Source organism: Spirillospora sp. NBC_01491 (assembly GCF_036227065.1).
GTDB lineage: Bacteria > Actinomycetota > Actinomycetes > Streptosporangiales > Streptosporangiaceae > Spirillospora > Spirillospora xylanilytica.
Genome location: NZ_CP109432.1, coordinates 1,133,783 through 1,158,541 on the forward strand (window position 1 = coordinate 1,133,783; position 24,759 = coordinate 1,158,541).

Sequence of the window (24,759 nt, forward strand, 5' to 3'; positions counted from 1 at the left end):
TATCCGGGGTGTTACCCGGTGACAACACCTGCGACCGGGGCGCGACACGCGCCACACAGAGTTACCGATTCCTTGCTCTCCGGATACGAACAGTTCAGAATTCAACTCGTTCACCCCATCCCCTGCCGAAAACACGAGGTGAGTCCCATGTCCGGGGAACCGGCGAGCGTCCGCGTCCTGCAACGGATCGAGCTGTGCGACACCGACGTCACCGGCCACTATCACCACTCGACGGTCATCCGCTGGGTCGAGTCGGCCGAGCAGACGCTGCTGCACCGGGTCGGCCTCGACCACCTGCCGGTGATGCCGCGGGTGCAGTACACGGCCGGCTACCACCGGCGGCTGTGGCGGCACGAGGTGGTCGAGACCCGCCTCCTCGTCGAGGCCGTCGGCCGGACGTCCATGCGCTACCGCTTCGAGGTCGCCGCGGGCAGCACCGAGGCGGTGCGGGGCGTCCTGACCGTGGTGAACGTCGATCCCGGCAACGGCGACGCCCGCCCGTGGAACGACCACGAGCGCAAGCTGCTGCTGGAGTCGGGCGCGCAGGACGGCGACTTCCTCCGTCCCGGGCTGCCGCCGGTCCCGCGCGATCCGAGTACCGTCCCGATGGCGCGGCCGTCCCGCGACTCCTGGGGCCTCGGCTACGGCTGAGCGCCGGCCCTCCCCGGGCCCGGGGCCCGGCGGACCGTCACTTCGGTCCGCCGGGGCCCGCCGGGCCCGCCCCCCGAATCGAAGGAGAGCAGCCTTGGCACCACAGCCGGCAGCAGGCACGGGAACCGAGCCCGGCGGCGTTCTGCGCAAGAGTCTGGGCCGCTTCGATCTGGTGTTCCTGACCATCAGCGCGGTGATCGGTATCGACACCATCGCGCAGATCGCCGGTGCCGGCGGTGCGCAGGCGTTCACCTGGTCCGTCGTGATCGCGATCGGGTTCCTCTTCCCCTACGCGCTGGTGATGGCCGAACTCGGCAGCACCTTCCGCGACGAGGGCGGCCCCTACGTGTGGGTGCGCCTGGCGTTCGGGAGGTTCCCCGCCGCGGTGTCCACCCTCTTCTACTGGATCACCAACCCGATCTGGCTCGGCGGCTCACTGGCGTTCATCTCGGCGACCACCTGGAGCACCTACCTCCACCCGCTCGCCGAGGGGAGCGCCGGCGACTACATCTTCAAGATCGTGTTCATCTGGCTCGCCATCGCGGCCGCCGTCGTCGGGCTCCAGTACGGCAAGTGGGTCGTCAACGTCGGCGCCGTCGTCAAGATCGCGCTCGTCCTGGTCTTCGTCGTCACCGTCGCGGTCTACGCGGTCAAGAGCGGGGTCCACGGTTACGCCGCCGGTGACTTCACTCCCACCACGGCCGGGTTCCTGGGCGTCGTCCCGGTCCTGCTGTTCGCGCTCGTGGGCTTCGAAGCGCCGAGCGGCGCCGCGGAGGAGATGCGCAACCCCGAGCGTGATGTGCCGGCCGCCATCGCCTCCTCCGGCTCGGTCGCCGTGGCCTGCTACCTGGTTCCGATCTTCGCGATCCTCGCCGTGGTCCCGGCCGGCGAGATCTCCGGAGCCGGCGGCTTCCTCGACGCCGTCACGACTGTGTTCAGCGTCTACGGCCCGGCGGCCCCGACCCTGCTGCGGATCGCGGCCGGGGTGTTCATCCTCGTGGTGCTGACACAGGGCAGCGCCTGGATGATCGCCTCCGACCGCGTCCAGGCGGTCGCCGGGGCCGACGGCGCCTTCCCCCGGTGGTTCGGCGTCTTCCACCCCCGCCTGGGCACACCCCTGCGCGTGAACCTGCTGTCCGGGGTCGTGGCGACCGTGTTCACCGTCGCGGCGACCGCTCTGGTCGAAGGTGACTCGGCGGCGGTCTTCCAGGTCGTGCTGTCCATCGCCGTCACCACCCTGCTGCTCAGCTATCTGCTGATCTTTCCCACCGCCATCCGGCTCCGCGCACGCCACGCCGGCATCGAGCGCCCTTACCGCGTCCCGGGTGGCCGCGCCGGCCTCTGGGCCTGCACCGTGCTGATCTACCTGTGGGTCCTGCTCGGCTCGTGGGCCGCCGTGTTCCCCGGAACCATCGAGCGCGCCCTCGGCGTCCCCTACGACTTCGAGGAGACCTGGAGCGTCGACCGCCCAACCTTCGAGATCTTCACACTGGGAACCCTGGCAGCGATCACCGTTATCGCCGCAGCCGGCTACCTGTGGGCCCGCCGCCATGACCAGAGCCCGCAGACGGCCCCGACACCCGTGCTCGAATGAGCCGCCCCTGATGACCGGCAGGCCCCGAGGCCCGGGTCGACCGATTCCAGGCGGGCCTGTCGGTGATCTCCCCCACGGTCATCTTCATGATCGATGACATGGGGGCCGACGAGGACGCGTTCGTCATGCCGGACGCCTGGTGGCGGGCCCGCCACCCGCGCCGCGACCGCCCGGACGTCCCGCCCGCGACCGCGCCGGACGAGGCCGCCGTCGAACGCCCGCGCTCGTGGACGCCGTCCGCGTCCGGGACGCTCACGCTCGATTACGGTCCGCGCCGGTTCGTCATAAGGTTCGACGAGATGCTCAGGCCGACGGTCGCCGACGAGGGCGGCCCGGGCCGCAAGTCCCTGCCCAAACCGGGGGCCAAGGACGCTCCCGAGCTCGCCCGCGCCGCCCACAAGCAGTTCGCGGGCCTCAGGAAGGACGTCCGGACGGTCGCGGCCGACCAGCTCGCCCGCTTCGAGTCCGCCATGGTCACGGGCCGCCGCTGGCCGGTGGCCCGCCGCGCCTTCCACGCGTTCGACTGACCCCGCCCCTCGCGGCCCCGCACAGCCCCGCCGACAGGGGCTGACCGAAGACGACCGAAGACGGCTGACGAGCCCGCGGCTTCCCCGGGGCACGGCGCTGTCGTCAGTCCGCCGATTCGGGCCATAAGTGCTTCACTCGGCCGAGGCGGCCAGGTGGATCAGGTCGTCGAGGAGTTCGGAGGCGACGATCGGGGCGAGGTCGCCGAACCGCAGGGACGTGGGCTCGTCCCTGCGGTGGAAGTAGGGGTGCTCAGCGAGGCGGACGTCGACGAGGGTCTGGTCGCCGCTCTCGACGGGCATGCCCGTGTTCATGCCGGGATCGAGGGTGATGACCAGGTGCCGGTCGTCGGCGACGCGGCGGGAGATCCAGTGCTCGATGCCCGCGTCCATCGGCCCCCCGCGCTCCCAGCCGCGCCGGACAAGGCCGAGGAGGGCGCCGGCCGGGACTTCGAGGCTCTCGAACCGGGTCAGGCGTCCCGCGTCGCGCTCGTCCTCGGTGAGGGTGTGGACCGGGTGCTCCAGCTGCGGGAACGGCTGCAGGATCTCGTAGTCGGCGAACAGTCCCGCCCAGGCGGGGAGGGCGTCGCCGAGGTCGACGGGGTGGGCGACGCCGATCCGTTCCGTCTCGGGGAGAGGGACGGTGTCGTCGTCGGCGTTCGCGTAAGTGCCGTCCTCGGCCACGCGGAAGGCCTCCACGCGGTAGGCATCGGTGGCCCCCTCGCGGGTCTCGGCGACCCAGACCAGGCGGCGGACGAGGTGTCCGACCAGCGGGTGCGCGACGAGGAACCCGCGGAACTCGCCGCCTTGCCAGCGGCGGCCGGTGACCATGGCGGTCCTGAAGCGGGTGAGCTGGTCGGCGGCGGCCGTGCGGACGTCCTTCTTGAGATCCGAGAACCGCTTGTAGGCGGCGGGGGCCAGCTCCGGGTCGTCGCTCTTTCCCGGCTTCGGGAGCGCCTTGCGGGGGCTGCCGTCCTCGTCGGCGACGGTCGGCCGGAGCGACTCGTCGAACCCGATCACGAAGCGGCGCGGGCCGTAGTCCAGGACCATCGTGCCGGACGCGTTCAGGCCGAGGTCGGGAACGAGGCGGTCGGCGAGCTGCTCGGCGGTGAGTTCGAGCCCGGCCGCGACCTCCTCGATCTTCTCCTGGGCGCGGGCCTTGAGGCCCTTGAACTTCACCCGCTGGGAGATCGAGTACAGGTGGATCAGGGCGCTGTCGGTGCCGATCGCGGCGAGGACGTCCAGCCCCGCCACCGCCTTGGCGTGGCCGCCGTCGCCCGGCCACGCCCGGATCAGCGGGGTCAGACGGCGGACGGTCTCGTCGTCGCCGGTCAACGCCAGCTGGGTGAACGCCCACTTCTCCGTCGGATCCGCGCCGCAGATCTCCCACCAGCGGAACAGCGCCCACCCGAACTCGGCGAGCGACGCCGGGTCGCATAGTTCCCGGACGACCCGCACCCCCGCGTACACGTCCCGCGACTTCGACATCGCCAGCATGGTGAGGACGTGTCCGACGGCGTCGTTCGGGAGGATCTCCGCGCGGTCGCCCAGGAGGATCTGCGGAAGCATGTGCGGTTTGACCCAGTCGACGGCCGGGACCATCGAGGGCACGCTGTCCAGCAGGCCGTCGGGGAGCATGGCCTCGATCGCGTCGGCGGACTCTTCGCCGTGGACGCGGGCGGCCTCGGCGATCGGGGCTCTGCCGTGCCGCTCGGCGAGCAGGCGCAGGGCCCCCTCGGCCGCGCGGCGAGCCTTGCCGGCCTTGCCGAGCGCGTCCGGTATGAGCGCAGGGGCGGCGGCGAGGCCGTGCCTGGCGAACCAGGCGCGGGCGGTCTCGTCCAGCTTCTTCCGGTGGACGAGCCAGTCCGCCATCGTCCGCACGATCTCGTCGGTGAGCAGCGGCATCAGGGCCGCTCCCGCCGAGGCCCTGTCGCGGCGGGCGATGAACAGCGCGCATTCGGCGGCGTCGGCCTCGAAGCGGGCGACGATGGCCAGGATGAACTTGTCCACCCGCCAGACGGCGCCGGGCTTCCAGCCCGCGAGCAGCGGGCGGACGAGCTCATCTGGCCCGTTCATCAGGACGGCGGCCTGATGGAAGGACGAGATGTTGTCGAACTCCCCAGCCCACTCCTCGATGAGGTGGTCGGGTTTGTTGTCGGCTTCCGCCGCCCACGTCTCCCGCTCGCCCCGCTCCCAGACGGCCGCACGGAGGCCGGGCATGGGCAGACCCTTGATCACGACGGGCTCGGGCTTGGCGCGGGTCCACGGCGGCTCGATGAGCAGGGGCGGCAGGTCGGCGGCCCGCGGAAAGCGGGTCATGTCGTCCAGGATCTCCCGGACTCCCTCTCGGGCCTCGGCGGGAAGGGTGGGAAGCACCTTCTCGGCGAGCGCCGGGTGGGCGCGGACGTGCGCGGGAAGGAGGACGGCGGCCCGCGGGGCCTTCGACAACGGCAGCAGCCGCATCGCACGGCCGGGGTAACGGCGGGCGGCGGCCACGAGAGCGGGTCCGGTGTCCAGGTCGCCGCCCCGCTCGTTGAGGGCCTGGAACGCCTCGTCGAGGGGGAAGGTGAGGAGGATGTCCTGCGGGGCCGGGGCGTCGTAGCCGACGGACGCCCGGTCCACGGCATCGGCGAGGAGCGGCACGGTGGCCCCGGGGCCGAGTCCGTCGATCAGCGAGGCGATGACGTCGATGCCCTGCGCGGCGCTGAGCCGCAGTCCGAGCTCGGCGGGCTGGTGCGGCCGGCCGAGCGCGCAGAACGCCATCCACCGCTGGAACGGCTCGGTCGCCGACGGCTCGGTGTTCGCGCACAGCTCGTCGGCCCAGTCGTCCCTGGTCGGCGCCAGGTAGGCGGTGATGAGCCGCTGCAACTGGTGCCCGCGCCGCAGCTCAAGGAGCTCGACGGCCGCGGAGTGGACATCGTCGGGCGCGGCGGCGAGGAGGGTGCGCAGCCACTTCACGGCCTCGCGGGTCAGCCACCAGCCGGACCGATGCTCCCTCGCGTCCCGATGCCGCACGCCCGACCATTGGAACACCTCGCGAAACGACTCACCCGGCGCCAGGTCCCTGACGGTCTGGCCGTCGGCCCAGATGCCGGCGAAGTCCGCGAACGCGGCGGCGGCGAACGCGATGCCGTGGTCGGTGACCCAGGCGTCCGGGAACACGAACGGGACACCCCTGTGGTCCATGGGGCGCGCCGGGAAGGAGGCGACGAAGGCGACCGTCGCGGCACCGAGCGGGGTCGGGGCGCCCCGCAGATGAGCGCGGGCGGCGTCGGCGAGCTCGGGCACGGTGCCAGGGAGCGCGAGGACCTCCTCGATGCGGTCCCGGGCATCGTCCACGAGGGACCGCGCCTGTTCGGCGGCTGCCTCGTCCGGCGCGGCCGGCTGCGGAACGTCCGGACGGTCGCGCCGAGGGTGGCGCGCGCCGCGCCAGGCGTCCGGCATCACGAATGTGCTCTCATCGATCTCCGAGATCTTGACCACAGTGAAGACCGTAGAGGAGATCACCGATAGACCGCCGGAAACCGGTCCGAAGCCGGGCGATGACCGCCCGGCGCTCGCCGGCGTGAGATGGGGAAGGTGAGGTGAACCGTGGACCGGAGGGACGCGCTTGGTCCCACCTCGTCAGTACCGTTGCTCAACGAGTTGCTGACCGCCCGACGGGCTGAACGAAAAGGTTCCCCCTAATCGTCTCCCGAACGTCTCCCAATCTCAGGAAAGCCTGTCTCCCGAGCCCCCTCGCGAGACTTCGCCGGAAGATGAACGGCGCACCAACCTCGGACAGATTCGCAGGTCAGGGCCTATCGGACGGGGAGGCCGGTGATGGTACGGCCGATGACCAGGCGCTGGATCTCACTGGTGCCCTCGAAGATGGTGAAGATCTTGGAGTCGCGGTGCATCCGCTCCACCGGGTACTCGCGGGTGTAGCCGTTGCCGCCGAGGATCTGGATGGCCTCCTCGGTGACCCGCACCGCCGCCTCGCTGGCCATGAGCTTGGCCATCGACCCCTCGGCGCTCTGGAAGTCCTTGCCGTTGCGGGCCATCCAGGCGGCCCGCCACACCATCAGCCGCGCGGCGTCGACCTGGCACTTCATGTCGGCCAGCTTGAACGCGACGGCCTGGAAGTCGCCGATCTTCTTGCCGAACTGCTCGCGCTCGCGGGCGTACTCCAGCGCGTAGTCGTAGCCGGCGCGGGCGACGCCGAGGGCCATCGCGCCGACGCTCGGCCGGGTGGTCTCGAAGGTCTTCATCGCGGCCTGGCCCTTGGCGCGCTTGCCCTCGCGTACCCGGGCGATCCGCTCGTCGAACCTGTCCTTGCCGCCCACGATCAGGCCGGCCGGGATCCGGACGTCGTCCAGGACCACCTCGGCGGTGTGCGAGGCGCGAATGCCGTGCTTCTTGAACTTCTGCCCCTGCTTCAGCCCGGGGGTGTTCGGCGGGACGATGAAGCTGGCCTGCCCGCGGCTGCCGAGGTCGGGGTGGACGGAGGCGACCACGACGTGCACGTCGGCGATACCGCCGTTGGTGGCCCAGGTCTTGGTGCCGTTCAGCACCCACTCGTCCTTGGCCTCGTCGAAGGCGGCGCGGGCCCGGATGGAGCCGACGTCGCTGCCCGCGTCGGGCTCGGAGGCGCAGAACGCGCCGAGCTTGATGTCGCCCGCGGTGCCGAACATCTGCGGCACCCACTCGGCGATCTGGTCGGGGGTGCCGACCGCGGCGACCGAGGCGGCGGCCAGGCCGGTGCCGACGATGGACAGGCCGATGCCGGCGTCACCCCAGAACAGCTCCTCGAAGGCCACCGGGATGCCGAGGCCGGTCGGCTCCATCCACTGCGTGGCGAAGAAGTCGAGCGAGTAGATGCCGACCTTCGACGCCTCCTGGATCAGCGGCCAGGGCGTCTCCTCGCGCTCGTCCCACTCCGCGGCGGCGGGACGGATGACGTCTTTGGCGAACTGGTGGACCCAGTCCCGGACCTCGCGGACGTCCTCGCTGAGCTCCAGCGAGAAGGGGGTCGTGTCGGCGCTCGTCATGATTATTGACCCTTTCTCCAATATCAAGTGTTACCAACGGTAGCACCATCCGGCGCCACACCGGGCGGACCGGTGGCCGGAGTCACCCGCGGATGCGGGCCCGGGCGGGCCGGGGGCCGTGAACAGCGGGAGGCGGGAGGTGACGACCCTAGGCGCGCAGCGTGCGGCGGGCGGCGTACTCGGGGATCTCGATCATCGGCGGGCGCTCCCCCACCCGGGCGTCGCTGACCCGCACGTCGTAGCCGTCGGCACCGCGACGGAACTGGGCGAGGTCGGTGGCCGGCTCCTCGAGCGGCAGCATCCGGCCGTGCCGCTCCAGGCGCGACCAGGCGGTCAGCAGGATCTGGCTGGACATCACGCCGAGCGCCTCGGTGGACTGGTGCGAGTGCAGCCGCCGACCGAGGTCGACCTGGGCGATCGCGTCGAGGCCGCCGTCCTCGAACACGTCCAGCAGCAGGGCGATCTCCACGCCGTAACCGGTGACGAAGGGCAGCCGCTCCAGCAGGTCGCGGCGCCCGGCGTACTCGCCGCCGAGGGGCTGCATGACCCCGGCCAGCCGCGGCCAGTGCAGGTTGATCATCGGGCGGGCGACCAGCTCGGTGACCCGGCCGCCGCCGCCCTCCACCGGGCGCTCCCCGGCGACCAGCGGCCGGTCGTAGCAGCCCTTGACGTAGCCCACCGCGGGGTCGTCCAGCAGCGGGCCGAGCAGCCCGGTCACGTAGGACGGGGAGAACCCGCGCAGGTCGGCGTCGACGAAGACGATCAGGTCGCCGGACGTGGCGGCCAGCGACTTCCACAGCGCCTCGCCCTTGCCCGACATCCGGCCGTGCCCGGGCAGCACCGCGTCCTGGGAGACCACCTCGGCCCCGGCGGCCGAGGCCGCGGCGGCGGTGCCATCGGTCGAGCGCGAGTCGACCACCACCACCTCGTCCACCAGCGGGGCCCGTTCGACCAGCTCGGCGCGGATGGCGCCGACGATGGCGCCGACCGTCTCCTCCTCGTCGCGCGCGGGGAGCACGACGCTGATCCGGGCGTCCCCCTTGGCGGCCAGCAGTGCGTCCAGCGGCCAGTCCGCCGCCGCGCTCGTGCGGCGGCGCAACCACGAAGCGACCTCAGGCAGCACGCGCTCTCCCTCTTCTACGACCGTCCCGGACCAGGGCGTCTACCAACAGCAAACGCCACCGGGCCTCAGATCATTCACCGGCGGTACGAAATGGGAAGCGCCGACCCGCAGAGTTAACACCGGCACAACACGCCGGTCATCCGGCGGCGTGCCTGTCAAGGAAGGCGTACACGTCGGCCTCGTCGACGCCGGGGAACGCCCCGGGCGGCAGCACCGACAGCACGTGCGAGTGCGCCCGCGCCGACGGCCACGCCATGCCCTCCCAGCGTTCGGCCAGCTCCTTGGGCGGACGCTGGCAGCAGTCGCCGTCGGGGCAGGCCGACTTGACCCGGCGGGTCGTCTCGCGCCCGCGGAACCAGCGGGAGTCCTCGAACCGGACGCCGAGCGTGATGGCGAAGTCGCGCTCGTGGCTCGGGTCGATGTGCGACAGGCACCAGTAGGTGCCGGTGGGCGTGTCGGTGTACTGGTGGTAGACCGAGAAGCGGTCCTCCGCGCCGAACACGTGCCGGCCCGCCCACTGCCGGCACATCCGCTGGCCCTCGATCGCCCCGGCCTCGTCCTGCGGGAAGAGCAGGCCGTCGTTGGCGTAGGCCTTGTAGATCGTGCCGTTCTCGTCGTTCTTGGTGAAGTGGAGCTGGAGGCCGAGGTGGTGGGTGGCGATGTTGGTGAAGCGGTGCGCGGCCATCTCGTACGACACCGAGAACACGTCGGCAAGGTCCTCCACCGACAGCTCCCGCGCGGCCTTGGCCTCTTGCAGGTACGGGACGACGGCGCGCTCGGGCATCAGCATCGCGGCGCCGAAGTAGTTGGCCTCGACGCGCTGGCGCAGGAAGTCGGCGAAATCGCGGGGGACGTCGTGGTCGAGCGCCATGTGCCCGAGGGTCTGGAGCAGGATGGTGCGCGGCGTGTGCATGCCGAGCTGCTCGCGCTCCAGGTAGATCCGCCGGTTGCGGTTGTCGGCGATCGACCGCACCGAGCGGGGCAGGTCCTGCACGTATTGCAGGCTGAAGCCGAAGTGGCCCACCAGGGTCATCAGCATGCCCTGCGACACCGCGCCGCCCCGGTAGCCGACCGAGTCGAGGGTCTGCGCGGCGATCTTCTCGATCTCGGCGAAGTGGTTGCCGCGCTCGTGCATCTGGCGGCGCAGCTCGGCGTTGGCCTTGCGCGCCTCCTCCGGGCTCGCGGTGGGCTTGGTGCGGCTGCGCTTCAGCTCGCCGTACAGCGCGAGGAGGTGCTCGATCACCTCGTTGGGCATCCGCTTGCCGACCTTGAGGTGGGACATCCCGAGGGTGCGGTACAGCGGGTCGCGCTGCGCCTCCTCCAGCGCGATCTCCAGCTGCGCGCGGCGGCTGGGCGGCTGCCTGCGCAGTAGCTCCTCCACCGGCACCTCCAGCGCGGACGCCAGGGACTGGAGCAGCGAGAGCTTGGGCTCGCGCCGCCCGTTCTCCAGCAGGGAGAGCTGCGAGGGCGCCCGGCCGACGCGCGCGCCGAGGTCCGACAACGTCAGGCCGCGGCCGCGGCGCAGGTGGCGGAGCCGCTGTCCGAAGGTGACGAGGTCTACATCACTCGTCAAGTTGAGGGGTTCTTCTGGCCGCAATGTCGTCACGGCTTCATCGTAGCGGAATATTCGATGTTCTTCTGCTACTCGTGAGTTCACTAGGGCTTGCGGTCGGGGGATAGTCGAGGCAAGCACCCAGGGGACGACAGGAAGGGCGGAACCATGAACGACAGTCGCCTCAAGGGCGCAGCGGACGAACTGCGGCGTCAGTGGAACACCGACCAGCGCTGGAACGGCATCGAGCGGACCTACACGGCCGAGGACGTCGTCAGGATCCGCGGGTCGGTCCAGGAGGAGTTCACCCTCGCCCGCCTGGGCGCGGAGCGGCTCTGGAAGCTGCTGAACGAGCAGGACTACGTGCACGCGCTCGGCGCGCTGACCGGCAACCAGGCCGTCCAGCAGGTCAAGGCGGGCCTCAAGGCCATCTACCTGTCGGGCTGGCAGGTCGCCGCCGACGCCAACCTGGCCGGCCAGACCTACCCGGACCAGAGCATCTACCCGGCCAACTCGGTCCCGGCGGTCGTGCGGCGGATCAACAACGCGCTGCTGCGCGCCGACCAGGTGCAGTGGTCCGAGGGCTCGGGCGACACCCACTTCATGGCCCCGATCGTGGCCGACGCCGAGGCCGGCTTCGGCGGCGTGCTGAACGCCTTCGAGCTGATGAAGGGCATGATCGCGGCCGGTGCCGCGGGGGTGCACTGGGAGGACCAGCTCGCCTCCGAGAAGAAGTGCGGCCACCTGGGCGGCAAGGTCCTCATCCCGACCTCGCAGCACATCAAGACGCTGAACACCGCCCGCCTGGCGGCCGACATCTCCAACGTGCCGTCCCTGATCATCGCGCGGACCGACGCCGAGGCCGCGACCCTGATCACGACGGACGTGGACGAGCGCGACCGCGAGTTCATCACCGGCGAGCGCACCGCCGAGGGCTTCTACCGGGCCCGCAACGGCATCGAGCCCTGCATCGCCCGCGCCAAGGCCTACGCCCCCTACTCCGACCTGATCTGGATGGAGACCGGCACCCCCGACCTGGAGGTGGCGCGCAAGTTCGCCGAGGCGGTCAAGGCCGAGCACCCCGACCAGATGCTGGCCTACAACTGCTCGCCCTCGTTCAACTGGAAGAAGCACCTGGACGACGCGACCATCGCCAAGTTCCAGCGCGAGCTCGGCCACATGGGCTTCACCTTCCAGTTCATCACGCTGGCCGGGTTCCACTCGCTCAACCACGGCATGTTCGACCTGGCCCACGGCTACGCCCGCGACGGCATGACCGCCTACGTCGAGCTCCAGGAGAAGGAGTTCGCGTCGGTGGAGCGCGGCTTCACCGCCGTCAAGCACCAGCGCGAGGCCGGCACCGGCTACTTCGACCTGGTCAGCACAGCGATCTCGCCCGACTCCTCCACCACCGCCCTGAGCGGCTCCACCGAGGAGGCGCAGTTCCACTGAGTGTTCAGTCCCGGCCCGGCTTCCTCGCCTGGCGGCTCGGGGCGCTGACCGTGCTTGGGCGAGCGCTGAGGACTTGAGACACACCATAGGCAGCCAGTCCCACGCCTCCTCAACGGCTCATTGAGGAGGTCGGGCCCGCCCCTTGGGCCCGCCCGCAGAAGGCCCCCTCCGCTCCTACACGGAGGGGGCCTTCTGGCGTCCCCGCACGGATCGCGCCCTTCGGCGCACGCCTCCCAGACGGCCGGTTTCGGCACAACTCTCGACATCCTCCGTTGACCGGGGCAATGTGGGCTCGCTGTCGATCACTCAACGGAGAGGACCCTCCGATGGCGTTGCGACACCCCCGGTCCCGTCTGCCCCGGACCCCCGGACGGATGGTCCCGCTCGCGCTGGCCGCCGTGACCATGGTCGCCCTGGCGCCGGCGGCCTCGGCCGCCGGCCAGGCCCGCTTCACCCCCGGTGCGGCGGGCGTCGGCGATCCCTATTTCCCCTTGGAGGGCAACGGCGGGTACGACGTCCGCCACTACTCGCTGGACCTGGCCTACGACCCCGACTACGACCAGCTCGACGGCGTTGTGACGATCACCGCGAAGGCCACCCAGAACCTGTCCAGCTTCGATCTGGACCTGTCCGGGATGGACGTGGAGCGGGTCAAGGTCGACCGGCACAAGGCCGACTTCAAGCGGCGCGGCCAGGAGCTGGTCATCACGCCCCGCAAGGGGCTGCGCAAGGGCGCGACGTTCACCGCGGTCGTCACCTACGGCGGCGTGCCGCAGACCATCGTGGGCTCGCCGATCGTGTTCGGCTCCCCGTACGGGTTCCTGCACACCCCGGACGGGGCGTTCGTCGGCGGCGAGCCGAACGGCGCGTCCACCTGGTTCCCCGTCAACGACCATCCGAGCGACAAGGCCACCTACGACTACACCATCACGGTGCCGAAGGGCCTGAAGGCGGTCTCCAACGGCGTGCTGACCGGCCACACGAACCGCGCGGCGGCGTTCAGCAAGCGCCGCTCGGCGACGCAGGCCGGCGTGTTCAAGTGGCGCGAGAACAGCCCGATGGCGTCGTACCTGACCACCATCGACATCGGCAAGTGGGACGTCAAGGACGGGCGCACGCCCGGCGGGCTGCGCAACTACGTGGCCGTCGACCCCGAGCTGCTCGCCGCGCAGCCGGACGCGGTGAACTTCTTCTTCGGCACCACCTCGGCGGTCACCGACCTGTGGGCCAAGACGTTCGGCCCGTACCCGTTCCAGACGACGGGCGCGATCGCCGACGACGCCCGCTTCAACGGCCAGCCGCTCGGCTTCTCGCTGGAGACGCAGAGCAAGCCGGTCTACTCGGCCGTCCGCGACACCTCGACGATCGCGCACGAACTGGCGCACCAGTGGTTCGGCGACAGCGTGTCGCCGGCCCAGTGGAAGGACGTCTGGATGAACGAGGGCTTCGCCACCTGGGCGGCGTGGTGGTGGGCCGAGAAGCAGGGCGGTACCAGCGTCCACGACGCGGCTCGCACGGCCTACGCGGCCCGGCCGTTCCCCGACCCGTCGGGCCGCCCGTTCTGGTCGGTGGTGACCGCCGACCCGCAGCGCGACACGATGTTCAACCAGCGGGTCTACAACGGCGGCGGAATGGCGCTCCAGTTCCTGCGCGAGAAGATCGGTGACGAGAAGTTCTTCACGCTGCTGCGCACCTGGGTCGCGCAGCACCGGCACGGCAACGGCTCGACCGAGCAGTTCACCGCGCTGGCCGGGACGGTCTCCGGCCAGGACCTGAGCGGCTTCTTCAAGGACTGGCTCTACAGCCCGACCAAGCCCGCCCTCCCCTAGCGGGCGGCGCACGCGCGAAGGCCGGTCCCGGCACGCCGCCGGGGCCGGCCTTTGTGTGAAATTACCTGGACGTTCCGCACCGCCTTGCTTACTCTTCGGACGAGTGGGCGTATATCCGTGGGTGGCATGGTTCGCGTTCCGCCGTTACACCGCGTACCCGCTCGGCTCGGGCGCGGAGGCCCTGACCAACACCGTCTTCGGCTTCATCCGCGCCTCGGTCCTCATCGCGCTCTGGCGGGCCCGGCCCGGCCTCGGCGGCTACGACACCGCCGACGCGGTCACCTTCTGCTTCCTCACCCAGGCCCTGATCGGCCCGGTGCAGGTGTTCGGCGGGATGGAGCTGACCGAGCGGATCCGCAACGGCGACGTCGCCATCGACCTCTACCGCCCGACCGCGCTCCAGGGCTGGTGGCTGGCCGACGACCTCGGGCGCGCGGCGGGCTCGCTGCTACTGCGCGGCGTGCTGCCGCTGGTGGCCGGGGCGCTGGTGTTCCCCTTCCACTGGCCGGGGCCGGCCGGGGCCGCCGCGTTCACCGTCGCGGTGACGCTCGGCGTGCTGGTGAGCTTCGGGCTGCGCTACCTGGTGACGCTGTGCTCGTTCTGGCTGCACGACGGGCGGGGCATGGACGCGGTCGCGCTGGTGCTGTCGCTGTTCTTCTCCGGCATGACCGTGCCGCTGGTGGTCTTCCCCAGCCTGCTCGGCACCGTCGCGCGGGGGCTGCCGTGGGCCGCGCAGATCCAGGTGCCCGCCGACGTCTACCTCGGCAAGCACACCGGGACGGGCCTGCTGGGCGCGCTGGCGTTCCAGGCCGTGTGGGCGATGGCGCTGCTCGCCGCCGGCCACGTCCTCACCGGGATGGCGCGGCGGAAGCTGGTGATCCATGGCGGTTGAGACGGCGGCCGAACCGGCGCCGGGGGGCCGCGCCCCCGCGGCCCGCGCGGAGCCCGGCACGCTCGGGCGCCCCGGGCGCGCGGTCACGATGTACGTCCTGCTGGCATGGACGTGGGTGCGCGCGGCGGCGCAGTACCCGGTGTCGATGGTGCTGCTGGGCCTCGCCACGGCGCTGGTCAGCGGACTCGACGCGGTCGGCATCGCGCTGCTGTTCGCGCACACCCCGCGGATCGCCGGGTTCACCGCGCCCGAAGTGCTGTTCCTGTACGGGACGAGCGCGCTGGCGTTCGCGCTCTCCGACATCCTGCTCGGCACCACCGAGCTGCTCGGCCGGCACGTCCGGCTGGGCACGCTGGACGCCATGCTGGTCCGGCCGGTCGGCCTGCTGGTCCAGATCGCGACGGAGGACTTCTCCCCGCGCCGCCTCGGCAAGCTGATCCCCTCGGCGCTGGTGCTGGCCCTGGCCCTCCCCCGGCTGGACGCCCACTGGACCGCGGGGCGGGTGGCGATGATCCCGCTGATGGTGGCGTCCGGTCTGGCGATCTTCGCGGGGATCTGGGTGCTGACCGCCTCGGTGCAGTTCGTGCTGGTCGACAGCCACGGCGCCACCAAGTCGCTGACCTACGGGGGCGCGTTCCTGACGCAGTACCCGATGAGCCTGTTCGCGCGGGACTTCGTGCGCGGGGTGACGTTCGTCGTGCCGCTCGCGTTCATCAACTGGCAGCCCGCGCTGTACGTGCTGGGCCGGGCCGACCCGCTGGGGCTGCCCGGCGCGGCGCGGTTCGCCTCGCCCGCGGTCGCGGCCGTACTGTGCGGCCTGGCGGCGGTCGCGTGGCGCACCGGGCTGCGGCACTACCGGTCGACGGGGAGCTGAGGAGCCGATGCGAGCGGAGCCGGGCATGATCGAGGCCGAGGACGTCGCCAAGTCGTTCACCGTGCGCAAGCGGTCGGGGCGGCTGCGCCGCACCCGCACCACGCTGGACGCGGTGGACGGCGTCTCGTTCACCGTCCGGCGCGGCGAGTTCGTCGGGTACCTCGGCCCGAACGGGGCGGGCAAGAGCACCACCATCAAGATGCTGACCGGCATCCTGACCCCGTCGTCGGGGTCGCTGCGGGTCTGCGGGCTGGACCCCGCGCGCCGGCGCACCGAACTGGCGCGGCGGATCGGCGTGGTGTTCGGGCAGCGCACCACGCTGTGGTGGGACCTGCCGCTGCGCGACAGCCTCACCCTGATCCGCCGCCTCTACCGGGTGGACGCCGCGGCGCACCGGACGCGGCTGGCCGAGCTGACCGCGCTGCTGGAGCTGGAGCCGTTCCTCGACACCCCCGTCCGGCAGCTCAGCCTGGGGCAGCGGATGCGCGGCGACCTCGCCGCGGCGCTGCTGCACGGTCCCGAGCTGCTGGTGCTGGACGAGCCGACGATCGGGCTGGACGTGGTGAGCAAGGCGACCGTGCGGGGGTTCCTGGAACGGTTGAACACCGAGCGCGGCACCACCATCCTGCTGACCACGCACGACCTCGGCGACATCGAGCGGCTCTGCCGCCGGGTGATGATCATCGATCACGGCCGGCTGGCCTTCGACGGCGGGCTGGACCGGCTGCGCGCCACCGTCGGCGCCGACCGGATGCTGGTGGTGGAGCTGGCCCGGCCGGGCCCGCCGGTCGTCCTGGACGGCATCGAGGTACTGCGCACCGAGGGGCCGCGGCAGTGGCTGCGGCTGCCGAACGCGGTCAACGCCGCCGCGGTGGTGTCGGCGCTGGCCGAACGGCACGAGGTCCGCGACATCTCGCTCCGCGAGGCCGACATCGAGGAGGTCCTCGCCGGGCTCTACCGGGGCGACCACGCGTACTGGTGCTCGGGCCGCCCGGTGGCGCCGTAGCGCAGCGTGACCTTGACCCGGCCGCCCTGCGCGAGCGCGGCCAGGTAGCGCTGCGCGGTGGCGCGGGAGATCCCGACCCGGTCCGCGATCTCGGTCGCCGAGCGCGGTTCCTCGGCCCGCTGGAGCGCCTCGGCGATCAGCCGGGCCGTCACCGGCGACTGGCCCTTGGGCGCGGGCGGCTCGGCGTGCAGCGGCGCGTACAGGGCCCGGACGGCGCCGTCCAGGGCGGCCTGGCTCAGCTCGCCGCCCGCGCCGAGCGCGCCCCGGTAGCGGGCGTAGGCGGTCAGCCGGGCGGCGAGCGCGCCGGCGGTGAACGGCTTGATCAGGTAGTGCAGCGCGCCGTGCCGCAGCGCGGTCCGGACCGAGACCGGGTCGGCCGCCGCCGTCGCCATGATCACGTCGGCGTCCAGCTCGGGCAGCAGCGCCAGTCCCGACTCGTCGGGCAGGTAGACGTCGAGCAGCACCAGCGCGGGCGTCCGCTCGGCGGCGAGCGCGCGGGCCTCGGCGGCGGTGTGCGCGAGCCCGGCCACGGTGAACCCGCGCAGCGCCGCCACGAAGCCCGCGTGGATCTGCGCGACCCGGAAGTCGTCGTCCACCACCAGTACGCCGATCACTGCGCCGCCTCCGCCCCGAGCACTCCGGGCAGCCGGGCGACCACGACGGCGCCGGCTTCGGCCCCGGCGCCGTCCGCGCCGCCGGGCGCGTCCGGTCCCGCGAGGGTGACGTCGCCGCCGCGGGCCCGCGCGGTGCGCCGGGCCAGCCCGAGGCCGAGGCCGCGCGGACGGCCCGCCGCGCCGTCGCGGGTCGACACCCCGTCGGTGAAGACGGCCTCGCGCAGGCCGTCCGGCACACCGTCGCCGGAGTCGGTGACGGTGACGTGCAGGTCGCGGCCGTCGCCGAGGAGCTCGACCTCGGCCCGCGCGGGCCGCCGCGCGCCCAGCCGGGCGGCCTCGACGGCGTTGTCGACCAGGTTCCCGACGACGGTGGTGACGTCCAGGGGCTCGGCGACGCGGCCGGGCACGTAGCTGCCCGCGCCGATGACGAGCCGCACCCCCTTCTCCGCCGCCACCGCCGCCTTGGCCGACAGGAACGCCTGGAGGTAGGGGTCGGGCAGCGGGTCGGGCAGGCTTACCGACTCGGGCGGACGGCCGCCGGAGTCCTCCATCAGCGTCCCCATGTAGGCGGCGGCCTCCTCGTGGTGGCCGAGCTGGATCAGCCCGGACAGGGTGTGCAGCCGGTTGGCGTACTCGTGCCGCTGCGCGCGCAGCGCGTCGAAGAGGGTGCGCACCGAGTCCAGCTCGCGGGCGAGCGTCTCCAGGTCGGTGCGGTCGCGCAGCGTGATGACGGCGCCGAGGTCGCGGCCGTCGTGCCGCACCTCTCGGCGGTTGACCACCAGCACCCGCTCCCCCGCCGTGACGAACAGGTCGCCGGCCGCGCGCCGTCCGGTCAGCACCTCGCGGAGGGCGCCGTCGCCGGCCAGCCCCGCCGCCGGCGCGCCGCGCTCGGGCGCGACGCCGAGCAGCCGCGCCGCCTCCACGTTGCAGACCGCGACCCGGCCGGCCGGGTCGACCGCCAGCACGCCCTCGCCGACCCCGTGCAGCACCGCCTCCCGCTCCTGGACGAGCTCCACCAGCTCGTACGGTTCCAGGCCGAGCGTCTGCCGCTTGAGCCGGCGCCCGATGGCGGCCGAGGCGAGCACGCCGAGCAGCAGCGCGCCCGCGATGAACAGCCCGAGGTCGCGCAGCGCGCGGCTCAGCTCGCGGTCGATCGAGCGGGCGTCGAACCCGACGCTGACCTCGCCGAGGACCGCGCCGCCCGGCCCGTACAGCGGGACCTTCCCGCGCGCCGACAGGCCGAGGGTGCCGCGCTCGACCCGGACCACCTCGCGGCCCGCCAGCGCCTCGGACGGGTCGGTGCTGACCCGGCGGCCGAGCTCGCCCGGCGTGGGGTGGGAGTACCGCATGCCGTGCTCGTCGGTCACCACGACGAACAGGGCGCCGGTGCGGGCCCGGACCCGCTCGGCCCGCGGCTGCACCGTCCGGCCGGGATCGCCGGCCGCCACCGCGGCGGCGACCGCCGGGTCGGCGGCGACGCTGCGCGCCACCGTCAGGGCGCGCTGCCCGTACTGGTCGCGCAGCTCGTCGTCGAGCATCCAGGCGACCAGCCCGTAGCCGAGGGAGGCGACGACCACGACCACGCCGACCTGGAGGACCAGCACCTGCCGGACGAAGGGGATGCGGGGGCGGACCGCCATGGCGTGACACCGTAATCGATGCCCGGCGCGCTGCCCAGCCCCCCGGTGAGCAGAACGAGCAGAACCCGGGGGAACGCGCTCAACGCGGCCTAACGCGGCTTGCGAGCACATCGCGGGGAAGGGTTCCGGTGACCCGGCTCACCTTCGTACGGTGCGCGCATGCCCAACCAACCACCCCCCGGCGGTCCCGTGATCGAGCTGAGCGGGGCCACCAAGCGCTTCCGGTCGGCGCGCGGCGCCGTGCACACCGCCGTCCGCGACCTGGACCTCACCGTGGCGGCCGGCGAGTTCGTGGCCGTGGTCGGCCCCACCGGCTGCGGCAAGTCGACCACGCTCTCACTGGTCTCCGGCCTCGAACCGCCCTCGCGCGGCCGGGTCCTGGTGCACGGCGAGCCGGTCGCCGGGATCCCCGGCGGCGTCGGCTACATGTTCCAGCACGACGCCGTCCTGCCGTGGCGGACCGTGCTGGACAACGTCGCGACCGGACCGCGCTACCGCGGCGCGTCCAAGCGGGAGGCCCGCGAGCGGGCCCGCGACTGGGTCGCGCGGGTCGGCCTGGACGGCTTCGAGGGCTACTACCCGCACCAGCTCTCCGGCGGCATGCGCAAGCGCGTCGCGCTCGCCCAGACGCTGGTGAACGAGCCGACGGTGCTGCTCATGGACGAGCCGTTCTCCGCCCTGGACGTGCAGACCCGCGGGCTCATGCAGGACGAGCTGCTGCGGCTGTGGTCGGGGTCGGGCGCGGCGGTCGTCTTCGTCACCCACGACCTGGAGGAGGCGGTGGTCCTCGCCGACCGGGTCGTGGTGATGACGGCGGGTCCGGCCACCATCAAGGGCTCGTTCCCGGTGCCGCTCGACCGGCCGCGCGACGCCGAGGAGGTCCGCCTCACCGCCGGGTTCCTGGACATCTACCGCGAGGTCTGGGACTCGCTGCGCGAGGAAGTGCAGATCACCCGTCAGCGGGGGGCCGGCCGTGGCGCGTGACGCGAGGGCGACCGAGGCCGCCGGGACCACCGGGACCGGCAAGATGGTCGAGGCCGCCGGGACCGCGGGGCCGGGCGGCGCGGGCGGGGCTCCGGAAGAGGCGCCGGACGGCCGGGACGAGCAGGACGCGGTCGCGCGGCTGCGCAGCGCCGGCCTGCGCCGCGGCGCAGGCATCAACGCGGTGCGGATGCTGATGGTGGCCGCCTGGCTCGGCCTGTGGGAGCTGTCGGCCACCCACTGGATCGACCCTTTCTACTACTCCAGGCCGTCCAAGATCTGGGAACGGCTGGTCGGCTGGTTCACCGACGGCACCTCGCAGGGCTCGATCTGGGAGCAGATCTCCTACACGCTCCAGGAGGCGGTGGCGGGCTTCGCGCTCGGCGCCGCCGGCGGCGTGCTGCTCGGCATCGTGCTCGGCCGCAGCCGGTTCCTGTCGGAGGTGTGCGCGCCGTTCATCAAGGCGGCCAACGCCATCCCGCGGATCATCCTGGCCTCGCTGTTCGTGATCTGGTTCGGGCTCGGCATGCAGTCCAAGATCGCGACGGCGTTCGTGCTGGTGTTCTTCGCGGTGTTCTTCAACGCCTTCCAGGGCGCCCGCGAGGTGGACCGCAGCCTCGTCGACAACGCCCGGATCCTCGGCGCGGGACGCCTTCAGGTGCTGACCACGATCGTGGTGCCGAGCGCCACCTCGTGGATCCTGGCCTCGCTCCACTCCGCCTTCGGCTTCGCCATCATCGGCGCGGTGGTCGGCGAGTACAGCGGCGCCGACAAGGGCCTCGGCCTGCTCATCAACCACTCCCAGGGCACGTTCGACTCGGCCGGCATCTACGCCGGAATGATCATCATCACGGTGCTCGCGCTGCTCGCCGAGTGGCTGCTCACGCTGCTGGAGGGCCGGCTGCTGCGCTGGCGCCCGCCGGCGGCCGGCCACGACGCCCAGATCTGATCGGCATCGACCATGCAGGAGGCACCCATGCGCACCCCCCGCACCCCCCGCTCGCCCCACCCCGGCCGTCCGCACGCCCGCACCCGGGCCGCCGCGGCGGCGCTCGCCGCGCTCACCGCGCTGTCGCTGTCGGCGTGCCGCGACTCGCGCGGCACGTCCGGCGGCTCCGGCGGGTCCGGCGGCACCGTGAAGATCATGGTCGGCGGGATCGACAAGGTGATCTACCTGCCCGCCAAGCTCACCGAGCGGCTCGGCTATTTCAAGGAGCAGGGCCTGACGGTGCAGCTGCTCACCGAGCCCGCTGGCGCGCAGGCCGAGAACGTGCTGATCTCCGGCGACGTGCAGGCCGTGGTCGGGTTCTACGACCACACCATCGACCTCCAGACCAAGGGCAAGTGCGTGCAGAGCGTGGTGCAGATGGCGGACGTGCCCGGCGAGGCCGAGATGGTCGCGGCCGGGAAGGCGGGCCGGATCGGCTCACCCGCCGCGTTCAAGGGCGCCAGGCTCGGCGTGACCAGCCCCGGCTCGTCCACCGACTTCATCACCCGGGCGCTCGCGGTGCGGAACGGGGTGAAGACCTCCGACTACACCACGGTCAAGGCGGGCGCCGGCCCCACGTTCATCTCCAGCCTGGACAACGGCGGCATCGACGCCGGCATGACCACCGACCCGACCATCGCCAAGCTGACCGCCACCGGCAAGGCCAAGGTGATGGTGGAGATGCGCACCGTGGAGGGCACCCGCGCGGCGCTCGGCGGGCTCTATCCCTCCAGCTCGCTGTACATGGACTGCGCCTACGTCGACGCGAACGCCGGGACGGTGGGCAAGCTCGCCGCCGCGTTCGTCAAGACGCTCGGCTGGATCAAGGCGCACAAGCCGGCCGAGATCGCCGCGCAGATGCCCGCCGACTACGCCGGGGGCGACCCGAAGCTGTACGAGAAGGCGGTCAGCGACTCGATCAGCATGTTCAACGGCGACGGCGTCATGCCCGCTGAGGGCGCCGCGAACGTGCTGGAGGTGCTGGCCCAGTTCTCGCCCAACGTGCAGGGCAAGAAGGACCAGATCGACCTGTCCAAGACCTACACCACACGGTTCGTGACGAAGACGGGCCAGTAGGGGACGCGGGGAAGGGGGACAGCGCCAGGACTGACGGGGGCTGACAGGGCCGGCCCCGGCATGTGGGCCCGGCCGCTCAGCGCCCCGACGCCGAGTAGTACCCCGCGGAGGCGGGCTCGTCGTCCTTCCCCGATCCCCAGCGGCGCGGCGCCCAGGCCGGCACCAGCAGCGCGAAGCCCATCAGCGCGTAGACGCCGGAGCCCATCAGCACGCGCAGGCCGGTGTCGAGGTCGCCCGCAGGGGGCACCTTTCCGGGCAGGTCCAGGACGCGGTCCGGGTCGACCAGGAAGCAGGCCGACAGGCCGAGCAGGGCCAGCGCCGGGACCAGCGACACCAGCGGCGAGGCCCAGCGGGCCACGATGACCACGCCCATCACCAGGCCGACCGCGGCGAGCAGGGCGAACGCCCCGTACATGCGGGTCCGGTCGGTGATCTCGTGGCCGGCCCCGTCGAAGGAGTGCGCGGCCTGGACGAACCCCCAGGCGGCGCCGTACAGCAGGGCGGGGGCCAGCAGCACGCCCAGGAGGAAGCCGAACGCATGGCGCACCGCGCATCACATCCCATCGGAGACGTCCGCGCCGGGGTGCGCGGACTCCCGTTCGCGGCCCATCACAGCATGGGTCTCCGGCACGACGCACTATTTCCCGACTTATGGCATTGAGATGTGATCTTCTGGGCATAGCGCGGCTCATCCGGTGAACTCCGCTCCCCCCTCGGACGTCCCAACGGTAGTAAAAAAGAACATCGGGGGTAAGCATGACGCGCGTGACCGACCGGGTGGCCGACGCCGCATTGCTGCTGCTCGCGGGATGGACGCTCGTCTACCATCTGGGCCTGCTGTTCCGGCCGCCCACCTGGACGCTGCTGGCCGTCTGGCTCGCCCTGGCGGCCGTGTGCGCCGCACTGCTCGCGCGGGGGGCGCTGAAGGACCGCCCGCTCTGGAACGGCTCTCCCTCCGCCATCCGCCGTCCGGCCGGACGGGGCGTGCAGGGGCGCGGCGCGCGTCCGCTGACGGCGGTGGCCGCCGTCGTCGCCGTCGTCACCGGGATCGTTGCCGGGACGTCCGCCGGGCTGCACGGGTCGGGCGTGCCCTGGTGGTGCACGTGGGCGCCGGGTCTGGTGAGCGTCTGCGCGAGCGCGTTCGCGCTGCTCCGCGTCCGGACGCCGGCCGAGCCGGGCCGGGCGTCGAAGCCGTCCATGACGGGCGAGGCGTCGGAGGCGTCCCCATCAGACGCGGAGGCGGGCGAACCGGGTGAGCGGACCGGGGGGCGGTGGGGGACGCCCGTCGCGCTCGCCACCGGGGCCGGGTTCGCCGCCGCGTCCCTGTTCATCGTGAACTCCGACGGCGACGACGCCTACTTCGTCTCCCGTTCGGTCGCGACCGCCGACAGCGGGCGGATCCCGTTCCGGGACGTCATCTTCACCCAGGGCGCGACCGGCCCGGTGGCCGGGGAGCCGCCCGTCTCCTCGATCGAGGTGCTCGCCGGGGCGATCGCGCGAGTGCTCGGCGTCCCCGCGCCGTCCTTCCTCTGGTACGTGCTCCTGCCCGTGGTCACGTTCCTGGCCGTCTGGTCGCTGTGGCGGCTGGCCCGCTCCTGGGCGCCGCGGCGCGCGGCGGCCTGCTTCGCCGTGGCGGCCCTCTACCTGCTGTGGTCCGGCACCGGGCCCGCCTCGCTCGGCTCGTTCCACCTGCTGCGGATGTGGCAGGGCAAGGCCGTCCTGGTGTCGGCGCTGATCCCGGTGCTGTACGTGTACCTGACCCGGTTCGCCCAGCGGCCGACCCGGTCGGGGCTGCTGCTGCTCGCCGCCGCCGGGGTCGCCGCGATCGGCCTCACCTCGACCGCGGCGATCATCATCCCGCTGGTCACCGTCGCCGCCGCCGCCCCGCTGGTCGCGTCGGGGCGGGTCCGGACCGGGCTGGCGGCGTGCGCGGCGATGGCCTACCCGCTCGGCGCCGGGCTGGCGGTCGCGCTCTTCCATGGGAACACCAGCGTCGTCGGCCACGTCGCGGGCGCGCCCCGCAGCTTCTCGTGGGTGCTGCTGGACGGGGTGCTGGGGGTGCTCGCCGGATGCGCGCTGTGGGCGGCCCCCTGGTGCGCTCGGCGGGCCGTCCCCTCGCTGATCGCGCTCGGCGGCGCGGCGGTGGTGACGCTGGCGCTCCTGCCGGGCGTGATGGGCGCGGTGGGCGACGCGGCCGGCACCGCCCAGGTGATGTGGCGGACGCTGTGGGTGGCGCCCGCGCCCGTGCTGATCGGGCTGCTGGCCACCGTCTCGCCGCCCGCCGGCCTGCGCGAACGCCTGGGCGCGGCGGCCTCGCGGGCCGGGGTCCCACTCGTCCTCGCCCCGCTCGCCCCGTTCGTCCCGGCCGCCGCGCTCGCGGTCGCCATCGTCGCCGCCGGGACGCCGGTCTGGTCGGAGGCGAACGGCTCATGGACGACCGGGCGGCCCGCCTGGAAGTTCCCGGCGGTGGAGGTCGGGACGGCGCGCGCGGTGATCGGCGCCGCCGGACCGGACGGCACGGTGCTGATGCCGAAGAACTACATGCGCGCGGTGCCGCTGCTGTCGACGCGCGTGCACGCCGTCAACGCCAACGACCACTATCTGGAGATGGTGCCCGCCCCGCCCCCGTTCGCAGCCGACCGCCTCCTGCTGACCGAGGTCGTCCGCGCGGCCGGCGGGGACAAGCCCAGTGCCGCGGAGGTGCGGGAGGCCCTGCGGCGCGTCGGCGTCACCGCCGCCTGCGCGGCGCCCCGGGACAAGGCGGGGCTGGTGCGGCTCGAGGAGGCCGGCTACGGCGGGCGCAGGCGCATCGGCTCGCTCCTGTGCGTCTTCCCAGCGAAGAACTGACCGGCGGCCGTCCGATACCCGCACCCGGGACGTCCCCGAGGGACCTGAGCCGGCCGGCGCGGGCCGGACCGGGCCGGGCGGTGGA

Annotated in this window: 19 protein-coding genes; 12 read left to right on the plus strand and 7 right to left on the minus strand. The window is 72.6% G+C overall.

All coding sequences use genetic code 11. The features are described from left to right. Positions 1-147 precede the first annotated feature (147 nt). The 3 genes from OHA34_RS05505 to OHA34_RS05515 all read left to right on the plus strand — a co-directional run bounded on the left by OHA34_RS05505 (position 148) and on the right by OHA34_RS05515 (position 2,772). Complete coding sequence (locus OHA34_RS05505; protein WP_285942882.1) at positions 148-651, plus strand: acyl-CoA thioesterase; 504 nt, start codon at positions 148-150, stop codon at positions 649-651. 94 nt (positions 652-745) lie between these two features. Continuing rightward, positions 746-2,245: an APC family permease gene (locus OHA34_RS05510; RefSeq protein WP_329520891.1), complete on the plus strand. Its 1,500-nt coding sequence runs from the start codon at positions 746-748 to the stop codon at positions 2,243-2,245. Positions 2,246-2,331: 86 nt separating this feature from the next. After that, entirely contained in the window at positions 2,332-2,772 is a 441-nt protein-coding gene (locus tag OHA34_RS05515) for a DUF4132 domain-containing protein (protein WP_329520892.1), read from the plus strand. A 132-nt stretch (positions 2,773-2,904) separates the two neighbouring features. On the opposite strand, the gene OHA34_RS05520 is transcribed toward OHA34_RS05515, so the two are convergent. From OHA34_RS05520 to OHA34_RS05535, 4 genes are all read right to left on the minus strand, one after another. Beyond that, positions 2,905-6,252, minus strand: a complete 3,348-nt coding sequence (locus OHA34_RS05520; RefSeq protein ID WP_329520893.1) for a DUF4132 domain-containing protein — start codon at positions 6,250-6,252, stop codon at positions 2,905-2,907. A 317-nt stretch (positions 6,253-6,569) separates the two neighbouring features. Beyond that, a complete protein-coding gene (locus OHA34_RS05525) occupies positions 6,570-7,799 on the minus strand; it encodes an acyl-CoA dehydrogenase family protein (protein WP_285942878.1) in 1,230 nt (409 codons plus the stop codon). Between the two features lie 148 nt (positions 7,800-7,947). Then, positions 7,948-8,922, minus strand: a complete 975-nt coding sequence (locus OHA34_RS05530; protein ID WP_285942877.1) for a glucosyl-3-phosphoglycerate synthase — start codon at positions 8,920-8,922, stop codon at positions 7,948-7,950. Positions 8,923-9,058: 136 nt separating this feature from the next. After that, positions 9,059-10,495, minus strand: coding sequence for an XRE family transcriptional regulator (locus OHA34_RS05535; protein ID WP_285942876.1), 1,437 nt, complete (start codon positions 10,493-10,495; stop codon positions 9,059-9,061). Between the two features lie 147 nt (positions 10,496-10,642). On the opposite strand from OHA34_RS05535, the gene aceA reads away from it, so the two are divergent. The 5 genes from aceA to OHA34_RS05560 all read left to right on the plus strand — a co-directional run bounded on the left by aceA (position 10,643) and on the right by OHA34_RS05560 (position 16,527). After that, entirely contained in the window at positions 10,643-11,926 is a 1,284-nt protein-coding gene (aceA, locus tag OHA34_RS05540; RefSeq protein WP_285942875.1) for an isocitrate lyase, read from the plus strand. A gap of 326 nt (positions 11,927-12,252) precedes the next feature. Next, positions 12,253-13,755: a M1 family metallopeptidase gene (locus OHA34_RS05545; protein ID WP_329520894.1), complete on the plus strand. Its 1,503-nt coding sequence runs from the start codon at positions 12,253-12,255 to the stop codon at positions 13,753-13,755. Between the two features lie 103 nt (positions 13,756-13,858). Then, entirely contained in the window at positions 13,859-14,647 is a 789-nt protein-coding gene (locus tag OHA34_RS05550; RefSeq protein WP_329520895.1) for an ABC transporter permease, read from the plus strand. A gap of 88 nt (positions 14,648-14,735) precedes the next feature. Next, the gene (locus OHA34_RS05555) at positions 14,736-15,521 is read left to right on the plus strand and encodes an ABC transporter permease (RefSeq protein WP_285943822.1); all 786 of its coding nucleotides are present in this window, start codon (positions 14,736-14,738) and stop codon (positions 15,519-15,521) included. Positions 15,522-15,528: 7 nt separating this feature from the next. Next, on the plus strand, positions 15,529-16,527 hold the full coding sequence (locus OHA34_RS05560; protein ID WP_432763090.1) for an ABC transporter ATP-binding protein: 999 nt from the start codon (positions 15,529-15,531) through the stop codon (positions 16,525-16,527). Here the strand turns inward: OHA34_RS05560 and OHA34_RS05565 are convergent. After that, positions 16,476-17,141 (minus strand): response regulator, encoded by a 666-nt coding sequence (locus OHA34_RS05565; protein WP_329520897.1) that lies wholly within the window; start codon positions 17,139-17,141, stop codon positions 16,476-16,478. The genes OHA34_RS05560 and OHA34_RS05565 overlap by 52 nt on opposite strands. Continuing rightward, positions 17,138-18,781 carry a sensor histidine kinase gene (locus OHA34_RS05570; protein WP_329520898.1) on the minus strand — a complete coding sequence of 548 codons (1,644 nt, stop codon included), beginning with the start codon at positions 18,779-18,781 and terminating at the stop codon, positions 17,138-17,140. Before OHA34_RS05570 ends, OHA34_RS05565 begins: the two co-directional genes overlap by 4 nt. Before the next feature lie 159 nt (positions 18,782-18,940). Here OHA34_RS05570 and OHA34_RS05575 point away from each other — a divergent pair, with 159 nt between their 5' ends. The 3 genes from OHA34_RS05575 to OHA34_RS05585 are packed head-to-tail and all read left to right on the plus strand — an operon-like array spanning position 18,941 to position 21,827. Next, on the plus strand, positions 18,941-19,765 hold the full coding sequence (locus OHA34_RS05575; protein ID WP_329520899.1) for an ABC transporter ATP-binding protein: 825 nt from the start codon (positions 18,941-18,943) through the stop codon (positions 19,763-19,765). After that, positions 19,755-20,711, plus strand: a complete 957-nt coding sequence (locus tag OHA34_RS05580; RefSeq protein ID WP_329520900.1) for an ABC transporter permease — start codon at positions 19,755-19,757, stop codon at positions 20,709-20,711. Before OHA34_RS05575 ends, OHA34_RS05580 begins: the two co-directional genes overlap by 11 nt. 27 nt (positions 20,712-20,738) lie before the next feature. Then, positions 20,739-21,827 carry an ABC transporter substrate-binding protein gene (locus OHA34_RS05585; RefSeq protein WP_329520901.1) on the plus strand — a complete coding sequence of 363 codons (1,089 nt, stop codon included), beginning with the start codon at positions 20,739-20,741 and terminating at the stop codon, positions 21,825-21,827. Between the two features lie 76 nt (positions 21,828-21,903). Here the strand turns inward: OHA34_RS05585 and OHA34_RS05590 are convergent, their stop codons facing one another. Continuing rightward, complete coding sequence (locus OHA34_RS05590) at positions 21,904-22,374, minus strand: hypothetical protein (protein ID WP_285942867.1); 471 nt, start codon at positions 22,372-22,374, stop codon at positions 21,904-21,906. A 209-nt stretch (positions 22,375-22,583) separates the two neighbouring features. Here OHA34_RS05590 and OHA34_RS05595 point away from each other — a divergent pair, with 209 nt between their 5' ends. Continuing rightward, the gene (locus OHA34_RS05595) at positions 22,584-24,674 is read left to right on the plus strand and encodes a DUF6077 domain-containing protein (RefSeq protein WP_329520902.1); all 2,091 of its coding nucleotides are present in this window, start codon (positions 22,584-22,586) and stop codon (positions 24,672-24,674) included. The last annotated feature ends 85 nt before the right edge of the window (positions 24,675-24,759 follow it).